Origin of the sequence: Epilithonimonas xixisoli, from assembly GCF_004365655.1 — a bacterium.
In the GTDB taxonomy this organism is placed as follows: domain Bacteria; phylum Bacteroidota; class Bacteroidia; order Flavobacteriales; family Weeksellaceae; genus Epilithonimonas; species Epilithonimonas xixisoli.
In genome coordinates this window covers 1095674-1111539 of the sequence record NZ_SOEO01000001.1, presented here as the reverse complement: position 1 = coordinate 1111539, position 15866 = coordinate 1095674, and the positions used below count along the sequence as shown (strand labels likewise).

Annotated in this window: 15 protein-coding genes; 13 read left to right on the top strand and 2 right to left on the bottom strand. The window is 35.4% G+C overall.

What is annotated here, in order from left to right; genetic code table 11:
- Positions 1-13 precede the first annotated feature (13 nt).
- The 6 genes from folP to rplI all read left to right on the top strand — a co-directional run bounded on the left by folP (position 14) and on the right by rplI (position 5544).
- Entirely contained in the window at positions 14-847 is an 834-nt protein-coding gene (folP, locus tag B0I22_RS05025) for a dihydropteroate synthase (protein WP_246022142.1), read from the top strand.
- 2 nt (positions 848-849) lie between these two features.
- Positions 850-2196, top strand: a complete 1347-nt coding sequence (locus tag B0I22_RS05020) for a chloride channel protein (protein WP_133943553.1) — start codon at positions 850-852, stop codon at positions 2194-2196.
- Positions 2197-2397: 201 nt separating this feature from the next.
- Positions 2398-4086: a T9SS type A sorting domain-containing protein gene (locus B0I22_RS05015; RefSeq protein WP_133943552.1), complete on the top strand. Its 1689-nt coding sequence runs from the start codon at positions 2398-2400 to the stop codon at positions 4084-4086.
- A 125-nt stretch (positions 4087-4211) separates the two neighbouring features.
- On the top strand, positions 4212-4553 hold the full coding sequence (rpsF, locus tag B0I22_RS05010; protein ID WP_133943551.1) for a 30S ribosomal protein S6: 342 nt from the start codon (positions 4212-4214) through the stop codon (positions 4551-4553).
- Positions 4554-4578: 25 nt separating this feature from the next.
- Positions 4579-4881, top strand: coding sequence for a 30S ribosomal protein S18 (gene rpsR / locus B0I22_RS05005; protein WP_055987318.1), 303 nt, complete (start codon positions 4579-4581; stop codon positions 4879-4881).
- 147 nt (positions 4882-5028) lie between these two features.
- Positions 5029-5544, top strand: a complete 516-nt coding sequence (rplI, locus tag B0I22_RS05000) for a 50S ribosomal protein L9 (protein WP_133943550.1) — start codon at positions 5029-5031, stop codon at positions 5542-5544.
- Between the two features lie 69 nt (positions 5545-5613).
- Here the strand turns inward: rplI and B0I22_RS04995 are convergent, their stop codons facing one another.
- Positions 5614-6162 carry a thioredoxin family protein gene (locus B0I22_RS04995; protein WP_133943549.1) on the bottom strand — a complete coding sequence of 183 codons (549 nt, stop codon included), beginning with the start codon at positions 6160-6162 and terminating at the stop codon, positions 5614-5616.
- Between the two features lie 87 nt (positions 6163-6249).
- Here B0I22_RS04995 and B0I22_RS04990 point away from each other — a divergent pair, with 87 nt between their 5' ends.
- Genes B0I22_RS04990 through B0I22_RS04980 form a run of 3 tightly spaced genes read left to right on the top strand, consistent with a single transcriptional unit; the run spans position 6250 to position 8666 of the window.
- Positions 6250-7128 (top strand): lysophospholipid acyltransferase family protein, encoded by an 879-nt coding sequence (locus B0I22_RS04990; RefSeq protein WP_133943548.1) that lies wholly within the window; start codon positions 6250-6252, stop codon positions 7126-7128.
- Positions 7128-8105 carry a glycosyltransferase family 2 protein gene (locus B0I22_RS04985; RefSeq protein WP_133943547.1) on the top strand — a complete coding sequence of 326 codons (978 nt, stop codon included), beginning with the start codon at positions 7128-7130 and terminating at the stop codon, positions 8103-8105. Before B0I22_RS04990 ends, B0I22_RS04985 begins: the two co-directional genes overlap by 1 nt.
- A gap of 6 nt (positions 8106-8111) precedes the next feature.
- Positions 8112-8666, top strand: coding sequence for a 3'-5' exonuclease (locus tag B0I22_RS04980; protein WP_133943546.1), 555 nt, complete (start codon positions 8112-8114; stop codon positions 8664-8666).
- Between the two features lie 18 nt (positions 8667-8684).
- Here the strand turns inward: B0I22_RS04980 and apaG are convergent, their stop codons facing one another.
- Complete coding sequence (apaG, locus tag B0I22_RS04975) at positions 8685-9068, bottom strand: Co2+/Mg2+ efflux protein ApaG (protein ID WP_133943545.1); 384 nt, start codon at positions 9066-9068, stop codon at positions 8685-8687.
- A 154-nt stretch (positions 9069-9222) separates the two neighbouring features.
- On the opposite strand from apaG, the gene purB reads away from it, so the two are divergent.
- The 4 genes from purB (at position 9223) to B0I22_RS04955 (ending at position 15812) form a co-directional block, all read left to right on the top strand.
- The gene (gene purB, locus B0I22_RS04970) at positions 9223-10650 is read left to right on the top strand and encodes an adenylosuccinate lyase (RefSeq protein WP_133943544.1); all 1428 of its coding nucleotides are present in this window, start codon (positions 9223-9225) and stop codon (positions 10648-10650) included.
- A gap of 64 nt (positions 10651-10714) precedes the next feature.
- On the top strand, positions 10715-11743 hold the full coding sequence (locus B0I22_RS04965) for an NERD domain-containing protein (RefSeq protein ID WP_133943543.1): 1029 nt from the start codon (positions 10715-10717) through the stop codon (positions 11741-11743).
- A gap of 9 nt (positions 11744-11752) precedes the next feature.
- Complete coding sequence (locus tag B0I22_RS04960; RefSeq protein WP_133943542.1) at positions 11753-15442, top strand: phosphoribosylformylglycinamidine synthase; 3690 nt, start codon at positions 11753-11755, stop codon at positions 15440-15442.
- Positions 15420-15812 carry a barstar family protein gene (locus B0I22_RS04955; protein WP_133943541.1) on the top strand — a complete coding sequence of 131 codons (393 nt, stop codon included), beginning with the start codon at positions 15420-15422 and terminating at the stop codon, positions 15810-15812. Before B0I22_RS04960 ends, B0I22_RS04955 begins: the two co-directional genes overlap by 23 nt.
- Positions 15813-15866: the final 54 nt, after the last annotated feature.

The window sequence follows — 15866 nt, the reverse complement described above, 5'->3', positions numbered from 1 at the left end:
TTTAAAATTTAAAATGAACTTTTCTGTTACCAATTCCCGAAACGATAATTCCTTCTCAATCAATTGCAATGGCCGATTGGTTGATTTATCGAAGCCAAAATTAATGGGGATTTTGAATCTCACGCCCGATTCTTTTTCTGATGGGGGGGAATTTAATAATGAAAAAAATGCGCTGAAACAAGCCGAAAATCTTTTGCAAAACGGCGCAACTTTCATTGACATTGGCGCACAATCAACTCGCCCAAATGCAGAATATTTAAAATCTGATGAGGAAATTCGAAGAATTGGAAATGTGATTTCATTGATTAAAAAAGAATTTCCGGAAAGTTTGATTTCGCTGGATACGTTTTATGCAGATGTTGTGAAATTTGGTTTTGATGAAGGCATTGATTTAGTGAATGATATTTCGGCTGGACAATTTGATTCTGAACTATTGAATGTGGTTTCGAAAACGGGCTTACCTTATATATTAATGCATATCAATCCTAGTTATGAATCGATGCACGAGAAAATTAAATTTGATGATATTATTCTGTCAATCAATCGATTTTTCTCTGAGAAATTATTAGAATTAAATCGAAAAGGAATCAACGACATTATACTCGACCCAGGTTTTGGATTTGGAAAAACGATTGAAGACCAATACAAAATGATAGATGAATTTGAATATATTGGTTTCGGGAAATATCCAGTTTTGGCAGGAATATCAAAGAAATCTTTCATTTACAAACCACTCGGAAAACAAGCCAATGAGGTTGAAAAAGAAACTTTAGATTTGCATTTGAAATTAATAGAAAAAGGCGCAAAAATCATCCGTCTCCACAATCCAGAAACTTTGAAACTCTGAGTATGAAAAGATTAATCCGATACGCCAGAACTATTCTCAAAAAATCTTTCGACAACATCAGAAATGAGCGTCTGAAAGAGAATCTCCTGCAAGCAGTTCCTTTTTGGATTGGTTCCATCATTACGGGAATCATCGCGGTTTTGTACGCTCAGATTTTCGCATTTGGTGAACATACGCTTAACAAAATTTTGAATTGGCATCTTTGGATGATCTTCATCATTGCGCCAGCTGGTTTTGTACTTTCTTGGTGGCTAGTAAAAAAATATGCACCGTATGCAAAAGGAAGCGGAATCCCGCAGGTGATGGCTTCGGTAGAGCTTGCCAATCCGAGAGACAATCATTTGATTCACAAATTATTAAGTTTCAGAATCATTATTATAAAAATTCTCTCCAGTTTCGTTTTGGTTTCCAGCGGAGGCGCAATCGGGCGAGAGGGACCGACGATTCAAATTGCAGGTTCCATTTTCCGGAAAGTCTATGAATTTTTACCCGCTTGGTGGCCAAAAATTTCTAAGAAAAATATGATTTTGACAGGTGCGGCGGCTGGACTTTCTGCAGCTTTCAATACGCCACTTGGCGGAATTGTTTTTGCGGTGGAAGAATTATCGAAGACACATATTAATTATTTCAAAACGGCATTGTTTACGGCGGTTATAATTGCTGGACTTACGGCGCAATCTTTTGCTGGTTCTTATCTTTATCTTGGTTATCCAAAAACGAGTGATGTGACTTTATGGATTATGTTTCCGATTATTTTCGTTTCTGGAATCGCAGGGATTTTGAGCAGTCAGCTTTCTGTGGCGATGTTGAAAATCAATCGATTAAAAAAGAAATTAAAAACCGATTTATCCAATGTTGTATTCCTTGTTATTTGTGGATTGATTGTTGCGACCATTGCCTATTTCATTAACAGAGATATTTTAGGTTCGGGGAAGGACATTATAGAACGAGTCCTTTTTACGGAAAATAAAACTGAAGCTTGGTATGTTCCGATTCTCAGAATGTTGGGTCCCGCTTTGGCTTTTACTTCTGGTGGCGCAGGCGGAATTTTTGCGCCAGCACTTTCTACCGGAGCTTCTATTGGAAGTGTTTTTGCAAATCTTATGAATCTCACGGACAACGAAACCAACGTTTTGATTCTTGCGGGAATGGTCTCTTTTCTCACAGGAATTACACGAGCACCTTTCACCTCTGCGATTTTGGTTTTGGAAATGACAGATCGCCATTCTTTGATATTTCACTTGATGCTTGCTGGGATGATGTCCTCTATTTTCTCCGTTTTGGTGAGCCGACATTCTTTGTACGAAGAGTTGAAAATTAATTTTTTAAGAGATATTAAAAAAGATTAATCATAAAAATTATCTAATATTTTTTATTAATTAAAAACAGTAAATGAAAATACATAAAAACTCATCAACAATAAAGCATTACAAAATATAAAAATCAACAGCTAAAATAGATTATATATAAATAATTAATAATTTTAACAATTAATATTTGGCTATTTAAAAATAAATTAGCTAAATTTGAGAGAATTAAAAAATTATTTTATGAAAAAAGTTCTATTTTCTATTTTTGCATTGGCTGGCTTAGTAGCATCCAATACATTACACGCACAATACGTGGTTTATCAGGATAGTTTTGAAAGCTATACAGATTTTGCAATTGCCAATGTTGGTGGATGGACATTGAGAGATGTAGATTTATCTACAACCTATGGTTTTGAAGGTATTGATTTTGAAAACGAATATGATCCAATGGCTTTCATTGTATTTAATTCAACTACAACAACTCCACCGATGACTTCTAGTGCAACTTCAAACTGGTCAGCTAGAACTGGAGTTAAGGCAATGATTAGTTTTGCATCTATTATGCCTGCAGATGAAGGTACTGGGCCTAATAATGATTGGTTAATTTCTCCTAAAATCCAATTAGCTGCCGATGGTGGTTCATTAAGTTTTTGGGCAAAATCTTGCTCTGCTGATTATGGAGCCGAAAAATTCAGAGTTTATATTTCTACTACAGGGACTGCTGCTTCTGACTTCACACCTTTATCAGCAATCGTTACGACTCCATCCGACGCGACATGGCACGAGTACACTTATAGCTTAGGTGCTTACCAATCTCAAAATGTGCATATAGCTATTCAGACAACTTCTAGCGATCAATTTGGTTTTGCTGTAGATGACTTTAAAGTAACCACTTCTATTGCTCCTACCGCTGCTCCAAACTGTTCAGTATTAGTTTCTCCAGCAATGGGAGCTACTGACGTTCCAATTTCTTCCACTACATTATCTTGGGCACAAGCTGCTGATGCAGAGTCCTATGATGTTTATATGGATACTAATGCAGATCCTACAACTTTGGTTGGAAATGTTACAGGAACTAGTTACACTTCTAGCACAAGCTTAGAATTGAACACCACATATTATTGGAAAATTATTCCTAAAAATAATATAGGTGCTGCTACAGGATGTACTGTAGGTTCTTTCAAAACAATTGTAACTCCTGCATACTGCGGGCCGTTAACTTTCACAGGCTTGTTTGGCGATAACATAGAACCTATTACTTCAGTAGATTTTGCAGGAATTAACAACACTACAAGCGCGACAGTTAATGGTTCTCCAGCTCACGAATTTTTCTTGGATAAAGTAGGAAATGTAGATCAGGGTTCAACCCACACGATTACATTGAAAGGTAATACTGGAGGTGATTACCCAAATAGCTTTGCTGTTTTCATTGACTGGAATCAAGACGGTGATTTTGCAGATGCTAATGAAAGTTATTCTGCAGGAACTATTACAAACTCTACAGGAACAGATGCTAAACAATTACAGTACAGCATTACCGTACCAGTTGGGGCTACTGTCGGAAATACAAGAATGAGAATCAAAAAACAATACGGTTCTGCAACAACTCTACTTGACCCTTGTGCAGGTGCAAGCTATGGACAGGCAGAGGATTATACTTTGAATGTGGGTGTACTTGCAGTTGTTGAAACAGCTAAAAACAACATCAAAGCATATCCAAACCCAGTTAAAGACATCTTTACCATAGAGGCTCAAGGTAAAATCAAATCTGTAAAAGTTTATGATGCTACTGGAAAACAATTATTCACCAAAGATTTGAATGAGGCTAAATCTCAAATCGATTTCAGTAGATTCAATTCTGGAGTATATGTAGTAACTACATTATTAGAAAACGGAACTTCTACTTCTACAAAAGTAGTTAAGAAATAATCCAAACTTTTCTTATCAAATTTAATCCCGTCAAATATTGACGGGATTTTTTTATGCTAAGTATTTGTAGTTTGGAAAAAAGTTGTACTTTTGCAACTCGAATTTTTAATTAATAAATTAACATTATGAACAATTACGAAACTGTTTTCATTTTAACTCCCGTTCTATCTGATGCTCAGGTGGAGGAAGCAGTGAAAAAATTTGAAGATCTATTGACTTCAAACAATTGCGAAATCGTTGCCAAAGAAAATTGGGGACTTAAAAAATTAGCTTATCCTATCCAATTGAAAAAGAATGGGTTTTATACTCTAATCGAATTCAAAGGAGAAGGAACTGTAGTTGCTGATCTAGAAACTGCTTACAAACGTGATGAGAGAGTGATCCGTTACCTAACGACTAAACTTGACAAGCACGCTGTTGACTATGCAGTAACAAGAAGAAGCAAAGTAAAATCTGCTAAAGCTTAATTATTAACCTTTAAAATTTAAAACAATGGCAATAGACGATATGGCAAAACAAGCCTCTGCTGGAGGTGAATCTGAAGTGAAGTTTCTTACTCCACTTGATATCAATACAAAAACTGATAAAAAGTATTGTAGATTCAAAAAATTTGGAATTAAGCACGTAGACTACAAAGATGCTGACTTCCTTTTACAATTCGTAAACGAGCAAGGTAAGATTTTACCTAGAAGATACACAGGAACTTCTCTTAAATATCAAAGAAAAGTATCTGCAGCTATCAAAAGAGCAAGACACTTAGCTCTTATGCCTTATGTAGCGGATCTTTTGAAATAAGACAAAAAAAATAAAAGAAGTAGGTTTGCCTGCTTCTTTTGTTGCTGAATAAATAATTAATTCTAACTTGATTTTAGATACAAGGCATTAGACTTAAAGTCTAACATCTAACATCTCTTATCTAACATCTAAAAAAGGACAACAACAATGGAAATTATCCTAAAACAAGACGTAGAGAACTTAGGACTTGAGTTCGATACAGTAAATGTAAAACCAGGTTACGCTCGTAACTTTTTACTACCTCAAGGTTTTGCTTTATTAGCAACTCCTAAAAACAAAGCTGCTTTAGAAGCTACTTTGGAATCTAGAAAAGAAGAAGAAGCTAAATTGGTTGCTGCTGCAAACGCTGTAGTTGAGCAATTGAAGAAGACATCTATCACTATCCCTGCAAAAGTAGGTTCTGGAGACAGATTATTCGGTTCTATCAACAATGCAGATCTTGCTGCTGCTTTGGCAAAAGCTGGTGTAAACGTTGATAAAAAATATATCAAAATTCCTGGAAATACTATTAAGAGAACTGGTACAGTAACTGCTCTTATCAGACTTCACAGAAATGTTGAGTACAACTACGAATTCGATATCGTTTCTGATGCTCCAGTAGAAGCTCCGAAACCAAAAGCAGCTCCTGCAAAAGTTGAAGAAACTCCTGCTGAAGAAGCTTAATTGAATTTCAAAAAAGCATAAAAAAACCATTCTGAGATTTCAGAATGGTTTTTTTATTGATTATTTAGATTAAGATTTCTTTGGTTTCCAGGTATTGAAAAACTCTTTTACTTTTTCCAAACTGTAACCACTTCCCTCTTCCAGGACTGCGCTGTCTTGGGTATGGATTTGTTTCCCGTTCTCATCCAACACTACAAAAACTGGATATCCAAATTTATCTCCCGGATTTCCATATTTAGTGAAAATCTTTTCATTCTTGTTTTCTGGCGACCAATTCAAATGATAATAAACAAAGTTTTCATCCACAATGTTCTTTAATTCCGGTGTTTTCTGTACATAATCATTGAATCTCAGACACCAAATGCACCAATTCCCTCCTGCTTGAATAATGATGTTTTTATGTTCTTTCTTGGCCAATTTTACCGCATTCTGAATTTCTAACTCTGCATTGGCTTCCGGATGATAAGGTTTTGGCAATTTTGCTTTTTCCTCAGCTGCTGCTTTCTTTTTCGCTTCTAATTGTTCTTTGCTAAGAGTTTTCTCTTGGGTTTGAGAATGAGCATAAGAAAATGTTGCCAAAGTTCCCAATAAGAAAATTTTTAAGATCGATTTTTTCATTTATTACTTCAATATTGATTTTACAAACATCAAATTTAAGCAAATATCCCGCCATTTTTCAGTATATTTGCGAATATTCATCATCCATTGAATCAATTTTTATTCAGCATATTATTATTAATTTCGAGATTACCGATTAGGATATTGTATTTGTTTTCAGATATAGTATTTTTCCTCAATTATTATATCATAGGTTACAGAAAAGCAGTTGTTCTGGAAAATTTGAAGAATTCATTTCCCGAAAAATCTGAGAAAGAAATCAAAGACATCTCAAAAAAATTCTTTTCTAATTTCTGTGATTACTTAGCAGAAATGCTGAAAGCCTTTACCATCAGCCAAACCGAATCTCGAGTGAGAATGCAACACTTGAATCAGGATCTTTTCCACCAAGCTAAAGCTGAAGGCAAAAATATTATTCTACTTTCTGGTCATGTTTTCAACTGGGAGTGGTTCAATGCTTTAGCAACCATAGTTCCGCAGAAAGATTGTCATCCGGTTTATAGAAAGATGAGCAGTAAATTCTGGGAAGAGAAAATCAAAATGATCCGCAATAGGTTCAATAATAAGTCTCTGGAAGCGGGTGAAGTAATCAAACATATTTTCCGAACACCCAATGATGGAGATTCGATTTATATGTTTGTAGCAGACCAAACGCCACACGTTTCTCACGTGAATTATGGTTTGAAATTCCTCAACCAAAGAACGCCAGCTTTCATAGGTTACGACAAATTATCTACAAGAATGGATATGGTTTTCATCTATTGTGAGATGAAAAAAGTGAAACGTGGCTTTTATCAAGTGAATTATCACCGAATCTATCCGGATGGTGAAAAATTTGTAGAGCACGAGGTTGTGAAAAAATTCCATGGTTTATTGGAGAATACAATTAACAAAAGACCTGACAATTGGCTGTGGTCTCACAGACGTTGGAAATATAAGGATGCCATAAAAACCTACGAAGAATAATGACTGTCGCAATTGCAATCCTAAACTGGAACGGAAAAAAATGGCTGGAGAAATTTCTACCTTCTGTTATCCTACATTCCACAGAAGCAGAACTTTATGTCATCGACAATGATTCAACTGACGATTCTGTTCAGTTTTTAAAATCAAATTTCCCATCGGTTAAGATTATTCAAAACAATAGCAATTCTGGTTTTGCGAAAGGTTATAATGATGGCTTAAAATCCATCAAAGCAGACATTTTTTGCTTGTTGAATTCTGATGTTGAAGTGACTGAGAATTGGATTTCTCCAATCACCAAGCTATTTTCCGAAGATCCAAATATCGCAGCAATCCAGCCGAAAATCCTAGATTACAATCAAAAGAATAAATTCGAATTTGCAGGTGCTGGAGGCGGATTGATAGACAATCTTGGTTATCCGTATTGCAGAGGACGTATTTTTGATGACATCGAATTTGATAACGGACAATATGATGACGAAACCGAAATTTTTTGGGCTTCTGGCTGTTCATTATTTATACGTTCCGAGGATTTTTGGAAAATGAATGGTTTTGATGAGAGATTCTTTGCGCATCAGGAAGAAATTGATCTTTGCTGGAGGCTTAAAAATGCAGGAAGAAAAATTTATTACACCGGAAAATCCAAAGTTTACCACGTAGGTGGCGGCACATTGAAAAAGGAAAATCCTCAAAAAACTTATCTTAATTTCAGGAATAATCTCTCAATGATGTTGAAGAATCTTCCAGCTTCGAAAGCATTTTTCATCTTGTTTTTCAGGCTTCATCTTGATGGTTATGCAGCATTTTATCTCGCTTACAAAAATGGATGGCGATTTCTTTGGGCAGTTCTCAAAGCGCACGTTTATTTTTATATTCAACTTCCAAAGTCAATTCAATTGAGACAAAAACAACAGATTGATCCCTATTATCAAACGAAATGGTTAATGTTCAAACATTTCTTAGGTTCTAAAAAAGTTTAATAAAAAATGGATTTTATCGCTCTGGATTTCGAAACTGCAACTCACGAGAAAAATTCTGCGTGCGAATTGGGAATTTGCATTGTGGAAAATGGCGTGATTAAAGAAACAAAGTCTTGGCTCATAAAACCACCTTCATTTCCTTATTTCAATTATCATAATATGGCCGTGCATGGCATAAAACCAGAAGATGTGCAGCACTCTCCCACTTTTGCGGATGTTTGGTATGAGATTGAGAATTTGATGTACGGCAATCTTATCATTGCTCACAATGCAGCTTTCGATGCCAATGTTTTGCGTGGATGTCTGGATCATTACGGCTTTTTCAAACCGAATATCAATTATTTGTGTAGCATTGGCGTAGCAAAAAAGGCTTGGAAAGATTTGAAAAGTTACGGATTGCGAAGTTTGGCAGATCATCATCAGATCAATTTCAATCACCACCGCGCAGATGCCGATGCAGAAGTGTGCGCGAAGATTTCTTTATTGAGTTTTGAAAGACTTTTCATCACTCGCAATGAAGAAGTAAGAGAGGTTTTCAGCAAAAAAATTAAAGTTCTTTAGAATTAATTTTAAATCAAATCAATTACTCAAAACTTCCGAAACCAAATTGAATTTCGGAATTTCCACACCGAAAGTTTCTTTCGAAGAATTTTCAAATTGGTAAGATCCAGTCATATTTCCAACACCAGATTTTAGGATGACATTGGAAAAATAAGTGAATGTCTCGCCCGCAGTAAGAACGGGAGTCAAACCTATCACGCCAGCGCCCTCGACTTCTGTAAAACCAAATCCCAAATCATAGATGATCCATTTTCTCGTAAGAAGTTTTACAGTTTCAGTTCCAAGATTCTGAATCTCAATATGATATTTAAAAACAAAACGATTCTCAGAAGGATAACTATTGAAATTATCGTACTCAGCAGTGACACTGACTTTGATTTCTGATGTAATTTTTGACACCATTTTTATTAGATTTAATTCGAAAATACAAATATCTCGCCGAATGTTGGATTAAAAAATTACAATTTGGTTAAATCCCAATTCTAACTTCAATTTCATTTTATTGAATGGGTTAATTTTCTTAATTTTGTGTATCTAAAAAAGTAAAAAGAAAGAAATGAATTCCTACAAAAATCCATTGGAAGAGCGCTATTCCAGTGAAGAAATGCTATTTAATTTTTCTCATAATAATAAGTTTCGTACTTGGAGAAAACTTTGGATAGCTCTCGCTGAAATAGAAAAAGACCTCGGCCTAGAAATCACAGACGAGCAAATTGCTGAACTGAAAGCCAATGCTGAAAACATCGACTATGACAAAGCGGCAGAATATGAGAAGAAATTCCGCCACGATGTAATGGCTCACGTTCATACCTATGGTGATGTTGCGCCTTCTGCAAAAGGAATTATCCACTTGGGAGCAACTTCGGCGTTTGTAGGAGACAATACAGATTTAATTCAAATCCGTGACGGACTTTTGATTTTAAAGAAAAAATTGGTCAACGTGATGAAGAATCTTGCTGATTTTTCAATTCAATACAAAGACCTTCCAACTCTTGGATTTACTCACTTCCAACCAGCTCAGTTGACAACTGTTGGGAAAAGAGCGACACTTTGGTTGCAAAGTTTGGTTCTCGACATCGAAGAGCTTGATTTCTTCTTGGAAACATTAAGATTCAGAGGTGTAAAAGGAACAACCGGAACCGCAGCAAGTTTCCTTGAACTTTTCGACGGAGATTATTCTAAAGTAAAACATTTAGATAAAGAATTATCAAAAAGATTCGGTTTTGAAAAAGTTTTCGGAGTTTCCGGACAGACTTACGACAGAAAAATCGATGCTAAAGTTGTAGCATTATTAGGAAATATCGCACAATCTGCACATAAATTTACCAACGATTTACGTCTTCTTCAGAATCTTAAAGAAGTTGAAGAACCATTCGAGAAAAACCAAATCGGTTCATCTGCAATGGCTTACAAACGTAATCCAATGAGAAGCGAAAGAATTGGAGCATTGGCAAAATACGTAATGTCTTTGACGACAAGTTCTGCGATGGTCGCTTCAACGCAATGGTTTGAAAGAACTCTGGATGATTCTGCAAACAAGAGATTAACAATTCCTCAAGCTTTTTTAGCTGTTGATGCAATCTTGTTGATTTGGAATAATATTATGAACGGAATCGTGGTTTATCCGAACAGAATCAATAAACATATTATGGAAGAACTTCCTTTTATGGCGACGGAATACATTATAATGGAGGAAGTGAAAGCTGGTGGCGACCGTCAGGAAATCCACGAGGTAATCAGAATTCACTCGATGGAAGCTTCCAAAAAAGTGAAAGAAGAAGGTAAAGAAAACGATTTGATTGAAAGAATTTTAAACGATGATTCGTTGAAATTAGACAAATCAAAATTAAAAGAAGTTCTTGACCCGAAAAACTTCATTGGTTTTGCTCCAATTCAAACGGAAGAATTCATTGCCAATGAAATTCAGCCAATTTTGGATGCGAACAGCGAGTTGATTGGCTTGGAATCTGATCTTAAAGTATAAATGATATGCAGTCTTTTGGGCTGCATTTTTTATTAAATATTTAGTTAATATCTCTTGTCAAGCTTTGAAAAAAGTAATTGTTTTTTTTCTGCTTACTTTTTCACTTGTACCATTTGATGCAAGTGAAAATATAGATGACTCCATAAAACAGCATTACAAAACATCAGCAAATTTAAATGTTAGAAAAGGAGCTGGAAAAAAGCACCCTATTATTTTCACTTTAAAAAAGGATGATGAAGTAAAATTGATTTCTAAAAGAGACAATTGGTCTGAAATAAAATATGCAGAAAAATCTGGTTTTGTTAGTTCAAAATACTTAATCCCAATTAAGATATCTTCAGATGAAACATTTCCATCAGGAAAAAGTATTTTTTTCTTTATCTTAAAAATTGTTTTCGCCTTTATTTTATTGATCATCACTTTCAATATATATCAAAGAATAAGTATTACGAATTCAAAGAAAAAAGACAGAAATTTATTACAAACTGTTACCGATTTAGATAGAGGTACTTGGTCGGAAAGAGATTTAGTTTTAAAATTATTAAAATATGGTATTTCCGAGCAAAATATTTTTCACGATTTGTTTATAAGAACCCATAAAGGTAATTTTTCTCAAATTGATTTGGTAGTTACAACAGAAGTTGGATTATTTGTTTTTGAAGTGAAAGATTATAGTGGCTGGATTTATGGAGATGGCAACAAAACTAAATGGACAAAGGTTTTAGCTTACGGCAAGCAAAAATATTATTTTTACAATCCAATATTGCAAAATAATAAACACATAGAAAATTTAAAAAATCAACTTATCAACTTTAGTAATATTCCCTATTTTTCAATTGTAGTTTTTTACGGAAATTGTGAATTGAAGGATATTAGCTTTGTACCTGAGGGAACGTTTATAACTAAAGTAGAAAGGGTTTTTGAAGTAATAAATCTGATTTTGAATAACAATAATAAAATTGAATATTCAAATCTAGATAAAATATTAAACGTTCTCAAAGAATCTCAACTTAATGGCAGAGATTACAAAATACAGGAACTGCATAAAGAAAATGTAAAAGATATGCTTGGAAAGCATAGGGTATTTGAATAAAAAGTAAAAATGAATAAAAGAATTTTCGTAGAAAAAAGAGGGATTTTCGATGTAGAAAGTCCAAAAATTTTTGATGAAATAAAAGCGGTTGTTCCGTCTATCCAAAGCGTAAAAGTGTACAACGTTTACGATATTTTTGGATTAAACGACGGTGAATTCGAAAAAGTAGTCAACAGCACTTTCGTTGACCCAGTTACTGATATTTTAATCGAAGAAAATCCTGCACAAGGAACTCATTTCGCATTGGAATTTTTACCGGGACAGTACGATCAGCGTGCCGATTCTGCACAACAATGTATCGCTTTATTAACTGGAAATGAGAAGTCTAAAGTAAGAAGCGGAAAGTTAATCGAGTTTGAAGGTGTTTCTGAATCGGATTTGGTTAAAATCAAAGATCTTTTAATTAATAAGGTTGAATCTCAGGAGAAAAATTTATCAATATTAGATATTCCTGCGGAAGAAACGCCGTCAAAAGTAATTGTTCACGAAGGTTTTAACGATTTTACAGATTCACAACTTAACGATTTTTACAATTCCCACGGTTTTGCTTTAGGTTTGGATGATTTAAAATTCATTCAGGAATATTTTAAAACTGAACAGAGAAATCCTACGGAAACGGAACTGAAAGTTTTGGATACATACTGGAGCGACCACTGTCGTCACACCACATTTGAAACAGAACTGTCAAATATTGAGTTTGAAGGACAGTTTAAACATACATTGGAAACGATTTTCAATGATTATATCGAAAAAAGAAAATTCTTAGGACGCGAATTGAAACCGATTTCTTTAATGGATTTGGCGACAATTTGCGGAAGATATTTCAGTAAAACAGGTCAATTGGAAAACTTGGTGGTTTCAGATGAAATCAATGCTTGTACAATCCAAATCGAAGCTGAATACGATGGTAAAAAAGAACCTTGGTATTTATTATTCAAAAACGAAACGCACAATCACCCGACAGAAATCGAACCTTTCGGTGGTGCTTCTACGTGTTTAGGTGGTGCCATCAGAGACCCTTTGTCTGGACGTTCTTTCGTTTTTCAGGCGATGAGATTAACTGGTGCTGCGGATGTTTTGGAATCTGTTGATAAAACTTTACCTGGTAAATTACCTCAAAAAACAATCACAAAACAGGCCGCCAACGGATATTCTTCTTACGGTAACCAAATCGGTTTGGCGACTACGATGGTTTCTGAAATCTATGACGAAGGCTACAAAGCAAAAAGAATGGAAGTTGGTTTCGTTGCCGGCGCCGTTCCTGTGGATTGGGTAAGACGTGAAAACCCTTCAAATGGCGATTCAATCATCATTTTGGGTGGTGCAACAGGTCGCGACGGTGTTGGTGGAGCAAGCGGAAGTTCAAAAGAACAGGACGAAACTTCTATCCACACAATGAGTTCTGAAGTTCAAAAAGGAAATGCTGTTGAAGAGCGTAAAATCCAGAGATTATTCAGAAATCCTGAAGTAACGAGATTGATTAAAAAATCAAACGACTTCGGTGCTGGTGGAGTTTCTGTTGCAATTGGCGAAATCGCTGATTCTTTGGAGGTTAATCTGGATGTTTTACCTTTAAAATACGAAGGTTTGAACGGAACTGAACTTGCTATTTCTGAATCTCAGGAAAGAATGGCAGTTGTGGTTGAACCAAAAGATAAAGACAAATTAATCAAGTTTTGTGAAGCTGAAAACATTGTGGCTGTGGAAGTGGCAAAAGTGACAGACTCCGGAAGAATGCAGATGTTCTGGAAAGGCGATAAGATTGTTGACCTTTCAAGAGAATTCCTTGATACAAACGGTTGTTCTAAAAGTCAAGAAGTTAAGATTACGCATCTTAATGAATTGAAAGACGAGACTTTAGCTTTTAATGAAGAAAATTTCTTAAAAATCTTAGCCGATAAAAATGTTGCTTCTCAAAAAGGTTTGTTGGAAATGTTCGATTCATCCATCGGTGCGACCACGGTTGCGATGCCTTTAGGTGGTAAATATCAGCAGACTTTAATGGAAGGAAGCGTTCAGACGTTACCAATTTTAGGAGCAAAAGACATCGAAACTGTTTCTTTGGCTAGTTGGGGGTTTGATGCTGAAATTTCAAAGCAAAATTCGTTATTGGGAGCTTCTTATGCAGTCGTTGAAAGCGTTGCCAAAATCGTCGCGATGGGTGGTGATTATAAAAATATCAGATTCAGTTTCCAGGAATATTTTGAGAAACTAGGTCAGAATCCTGAAAAATGGGGCAAGCCTTTAGCCTCTCTTTTAGGAGCTTACGATGCTCAGATTAACTTTGGTTTAGCAGCAATCGGCGGTAAAGATTCGATGAGTGGAACGTATCAGGATTTGAATGTTCCGCCAACATTGATTTCGTTTGCTTGTGCTAATGGAGAAAAGAAAAACATTATCTCTCCGGAATTTAAACAGGCAGGAAATAAAGTGTACTTCTTCAATCATATTGCTCAGGAAAACGGGCTTCCAAATTATGACGCTTTAAAAGTTGTTTTTGAATTTATTTTCGAAAATATCAAAGCCGGAAAAATCGTTTCAGTGAAGACTGTGAAAGATGGTGGCGTTGCAGTTGCCTTAGCCAAAATGAGTTTCGGAAACAGATTGGGCGCTGAGATTACTGTTGATGAAAAATTATTATTAAAGAAAAATATAGGTAGCTTAATCATTGAATCTAAAGAAGAATTAAGCACGGTAAATCTTCAATTCCTCGGAGAAGTTAAAGATTCTAATGTTCTTAAAATCAATGATTCTGAATTTGCAATTGAAAAATTATTAGCAGCAAATACCAGTACATTTGAGAACCTTTTCTCAACGGTAGAAAAAGAAAAAATCGTGGTTGAATTAGATTCAAAACTAAACTCAATCAATCCTAGAAATATCATCATCAAGAAACACGGAATTGCTCAGCCAAGAGTTTTCTTACCTGTTTTTCCTGGAACAAATTGTGAGTATGACACGCTGAATGCATTCCAAAAAGAAGGGGCAATTGTAAGCAGTTTACCTTTAATCAATATCAACCACCAATTGCTGGATGAAAGTATTGATGCGTGGGTGAAAGAAATTAAACAGTCTCAGATTTTGGCATTCTCCGGAGGCTTCTCTGCGGGTGACGAGCCGGATGGTTCTGCAAAATTCATTGTAAACGTTTTGAAAAATGAGAAAATGAGAAATGCTGTTCACGAATTGCTCGATAGAGACGGGATGATTATCGGAATCTGTAACGGTTTCCAGGCGTTGGTAAAATCAGGTTTATTGCCTTACGGAAGAATCAAGGTTTTGGATGCGGACTCTCCTACTTTGGCTCACAACGCCATCAGAAGACACATTTCTCAGATGGTGAATGTGAAAGTTCTAAACGACGAATCGCCTTGGCTGAAAGGAATGAAAGACCAGGTTTACACCATTCCAATCTCTCACGGTGAAGGTCGTTTTATGGCTTCGGAAGCGGAAATTCAGAAGTTGTATGAAAACGGACAGATTGCGACTCAATATTTAGATTTGGATGGAAACATCGCTCACGGAATGCCTTTCAATCCAAACAATTCTTTGTTCGGAATTGAGGGAATCACAAGTCCGGATGGAAAAATCTACGGTAGAATGGGACATCCAGAACGTTTCGCAGAAGGTCTGATGAAAAATATTCCAACTGCGAATTATCATAACATATTCAAAAATGGAGTCGAATACTTCAAATAAAAATAATAAGAAATCGGCTGTCATCGATGGCAGCCATTTTTCTGATTTGTCGGGATTCTACGAGGAAGTTTCCGAGGTTTTGATGAAAGATGAAGATTGGAAAGTCGGGACTTTGGATGGTTTTGATGACATTCTTTATGGATTTGAAGGTGAAATCATTTGGAAAGAATCTGAGAAATCAAAACAGGATTTGGGTTTTGAAGCGACCAAGGTTTTTTACGAAAACAAAATCAAACAAGGAAAACCTTTTAATGTTGAATTGATTCAACAAAAACTCGATGATTTGATTAATGGAACTGGACAAACCATATTTGAAATATTAATTGAGATTTTAGAATCGCACAAGAATATCAATCTCACTTTAAAATAAATAACAACAATCAAAATGCTTTCAAATCTGGAAGCATTTTTTCTTTAGCACAAT

Bases quoted from the DNA above. Each gene is read 5' to 3' on its own strand.
- folP (WP_246022142.1), top strand. From the start codon at position 14: ATGAACTTTTCTGTTACCAATTCCCGAAACGATAATTCCTTCTCAATC.
- B0I22_RS05020 (WP_133943553.1), top strand. From the start codon at position 850: ATGAAAAGATTAATCCGATACGCCAGAACTATTCTCAAAAAATCTTTC.
- B0I22_RS05015 (WP_133943552.1), top strand. From the start codon at position 2,398: ATGAAAAAAGTTCTATTTTCTATTTTTGCATTGGCTGGCTTAGTAGCA.
- rpsF (WP_133943551.1), top strand. From the start codon at position 4,212: ATGAACAATTACGAAACTGTTTTCATTTTAACTCCCGTTCTATCTGAT.
- rpsR (WP_055987318.1), top strand. From the start codon at position 4,579: ATGGCAATAGACGATATGGCAAAACAAGCCTCTGCTGGAGGTGAATCT.
- rplI (WP_133943550.1), top strand. From the start codon at position 5,029: ATGGAAATTATCCTAAAACAAGACGTAGAGAACTTAGGACTTGAGTTC.
- B0I22_RS04995 (WP_133943549.1), bottom strand. From the start codon at position 6,162: ATGAAAAAATCGATCTTAAAAATTTTCTTATTGGGAACTTTGGCAACA.
- B0I22_RS04985 (WP_133943547.1), top strand. From the start codon at position 7,128: ATGACTGTCGCAATTGCAATCCTAAACTGGAACGGAAAAAAATGGCTG.
- B0I22_RS04980 (WP_133943546.1), top strand. From the start codon at position 8,112: ATGGATTTTATCGCTCTGGATTTCGAAACTGCAACTCACGAGAAAAAT.
- apaG (WP_133943545.1), bottom strand. From the start codon at position 9,068: ATGGTGTCAAAAATTACATCAGAAATCAAAGTCAGTGTCACTGCTGAG.
- purB (WP_133943544.1), top strand. From the start codon at position 9,223: ATGAATTCCTACAAAAATCCATTGGAAGAGCGCTATTCCAGTGAAGAA.
- B0I22_RS04960 (WP_133943542.1), top strand. From the start codon at position 11,753: ATGAATAAAAGAATTTTCGTAGAAAAAAGAGGGATTTTCGATGTAGAA.
- B0I22_RS04955 (WP_133943541.1), top strand. From the start codon at position 15,420: ATGGAGTCGAATACTTCAAATAAAAATAATAAGAAATCGGCTGTCATC.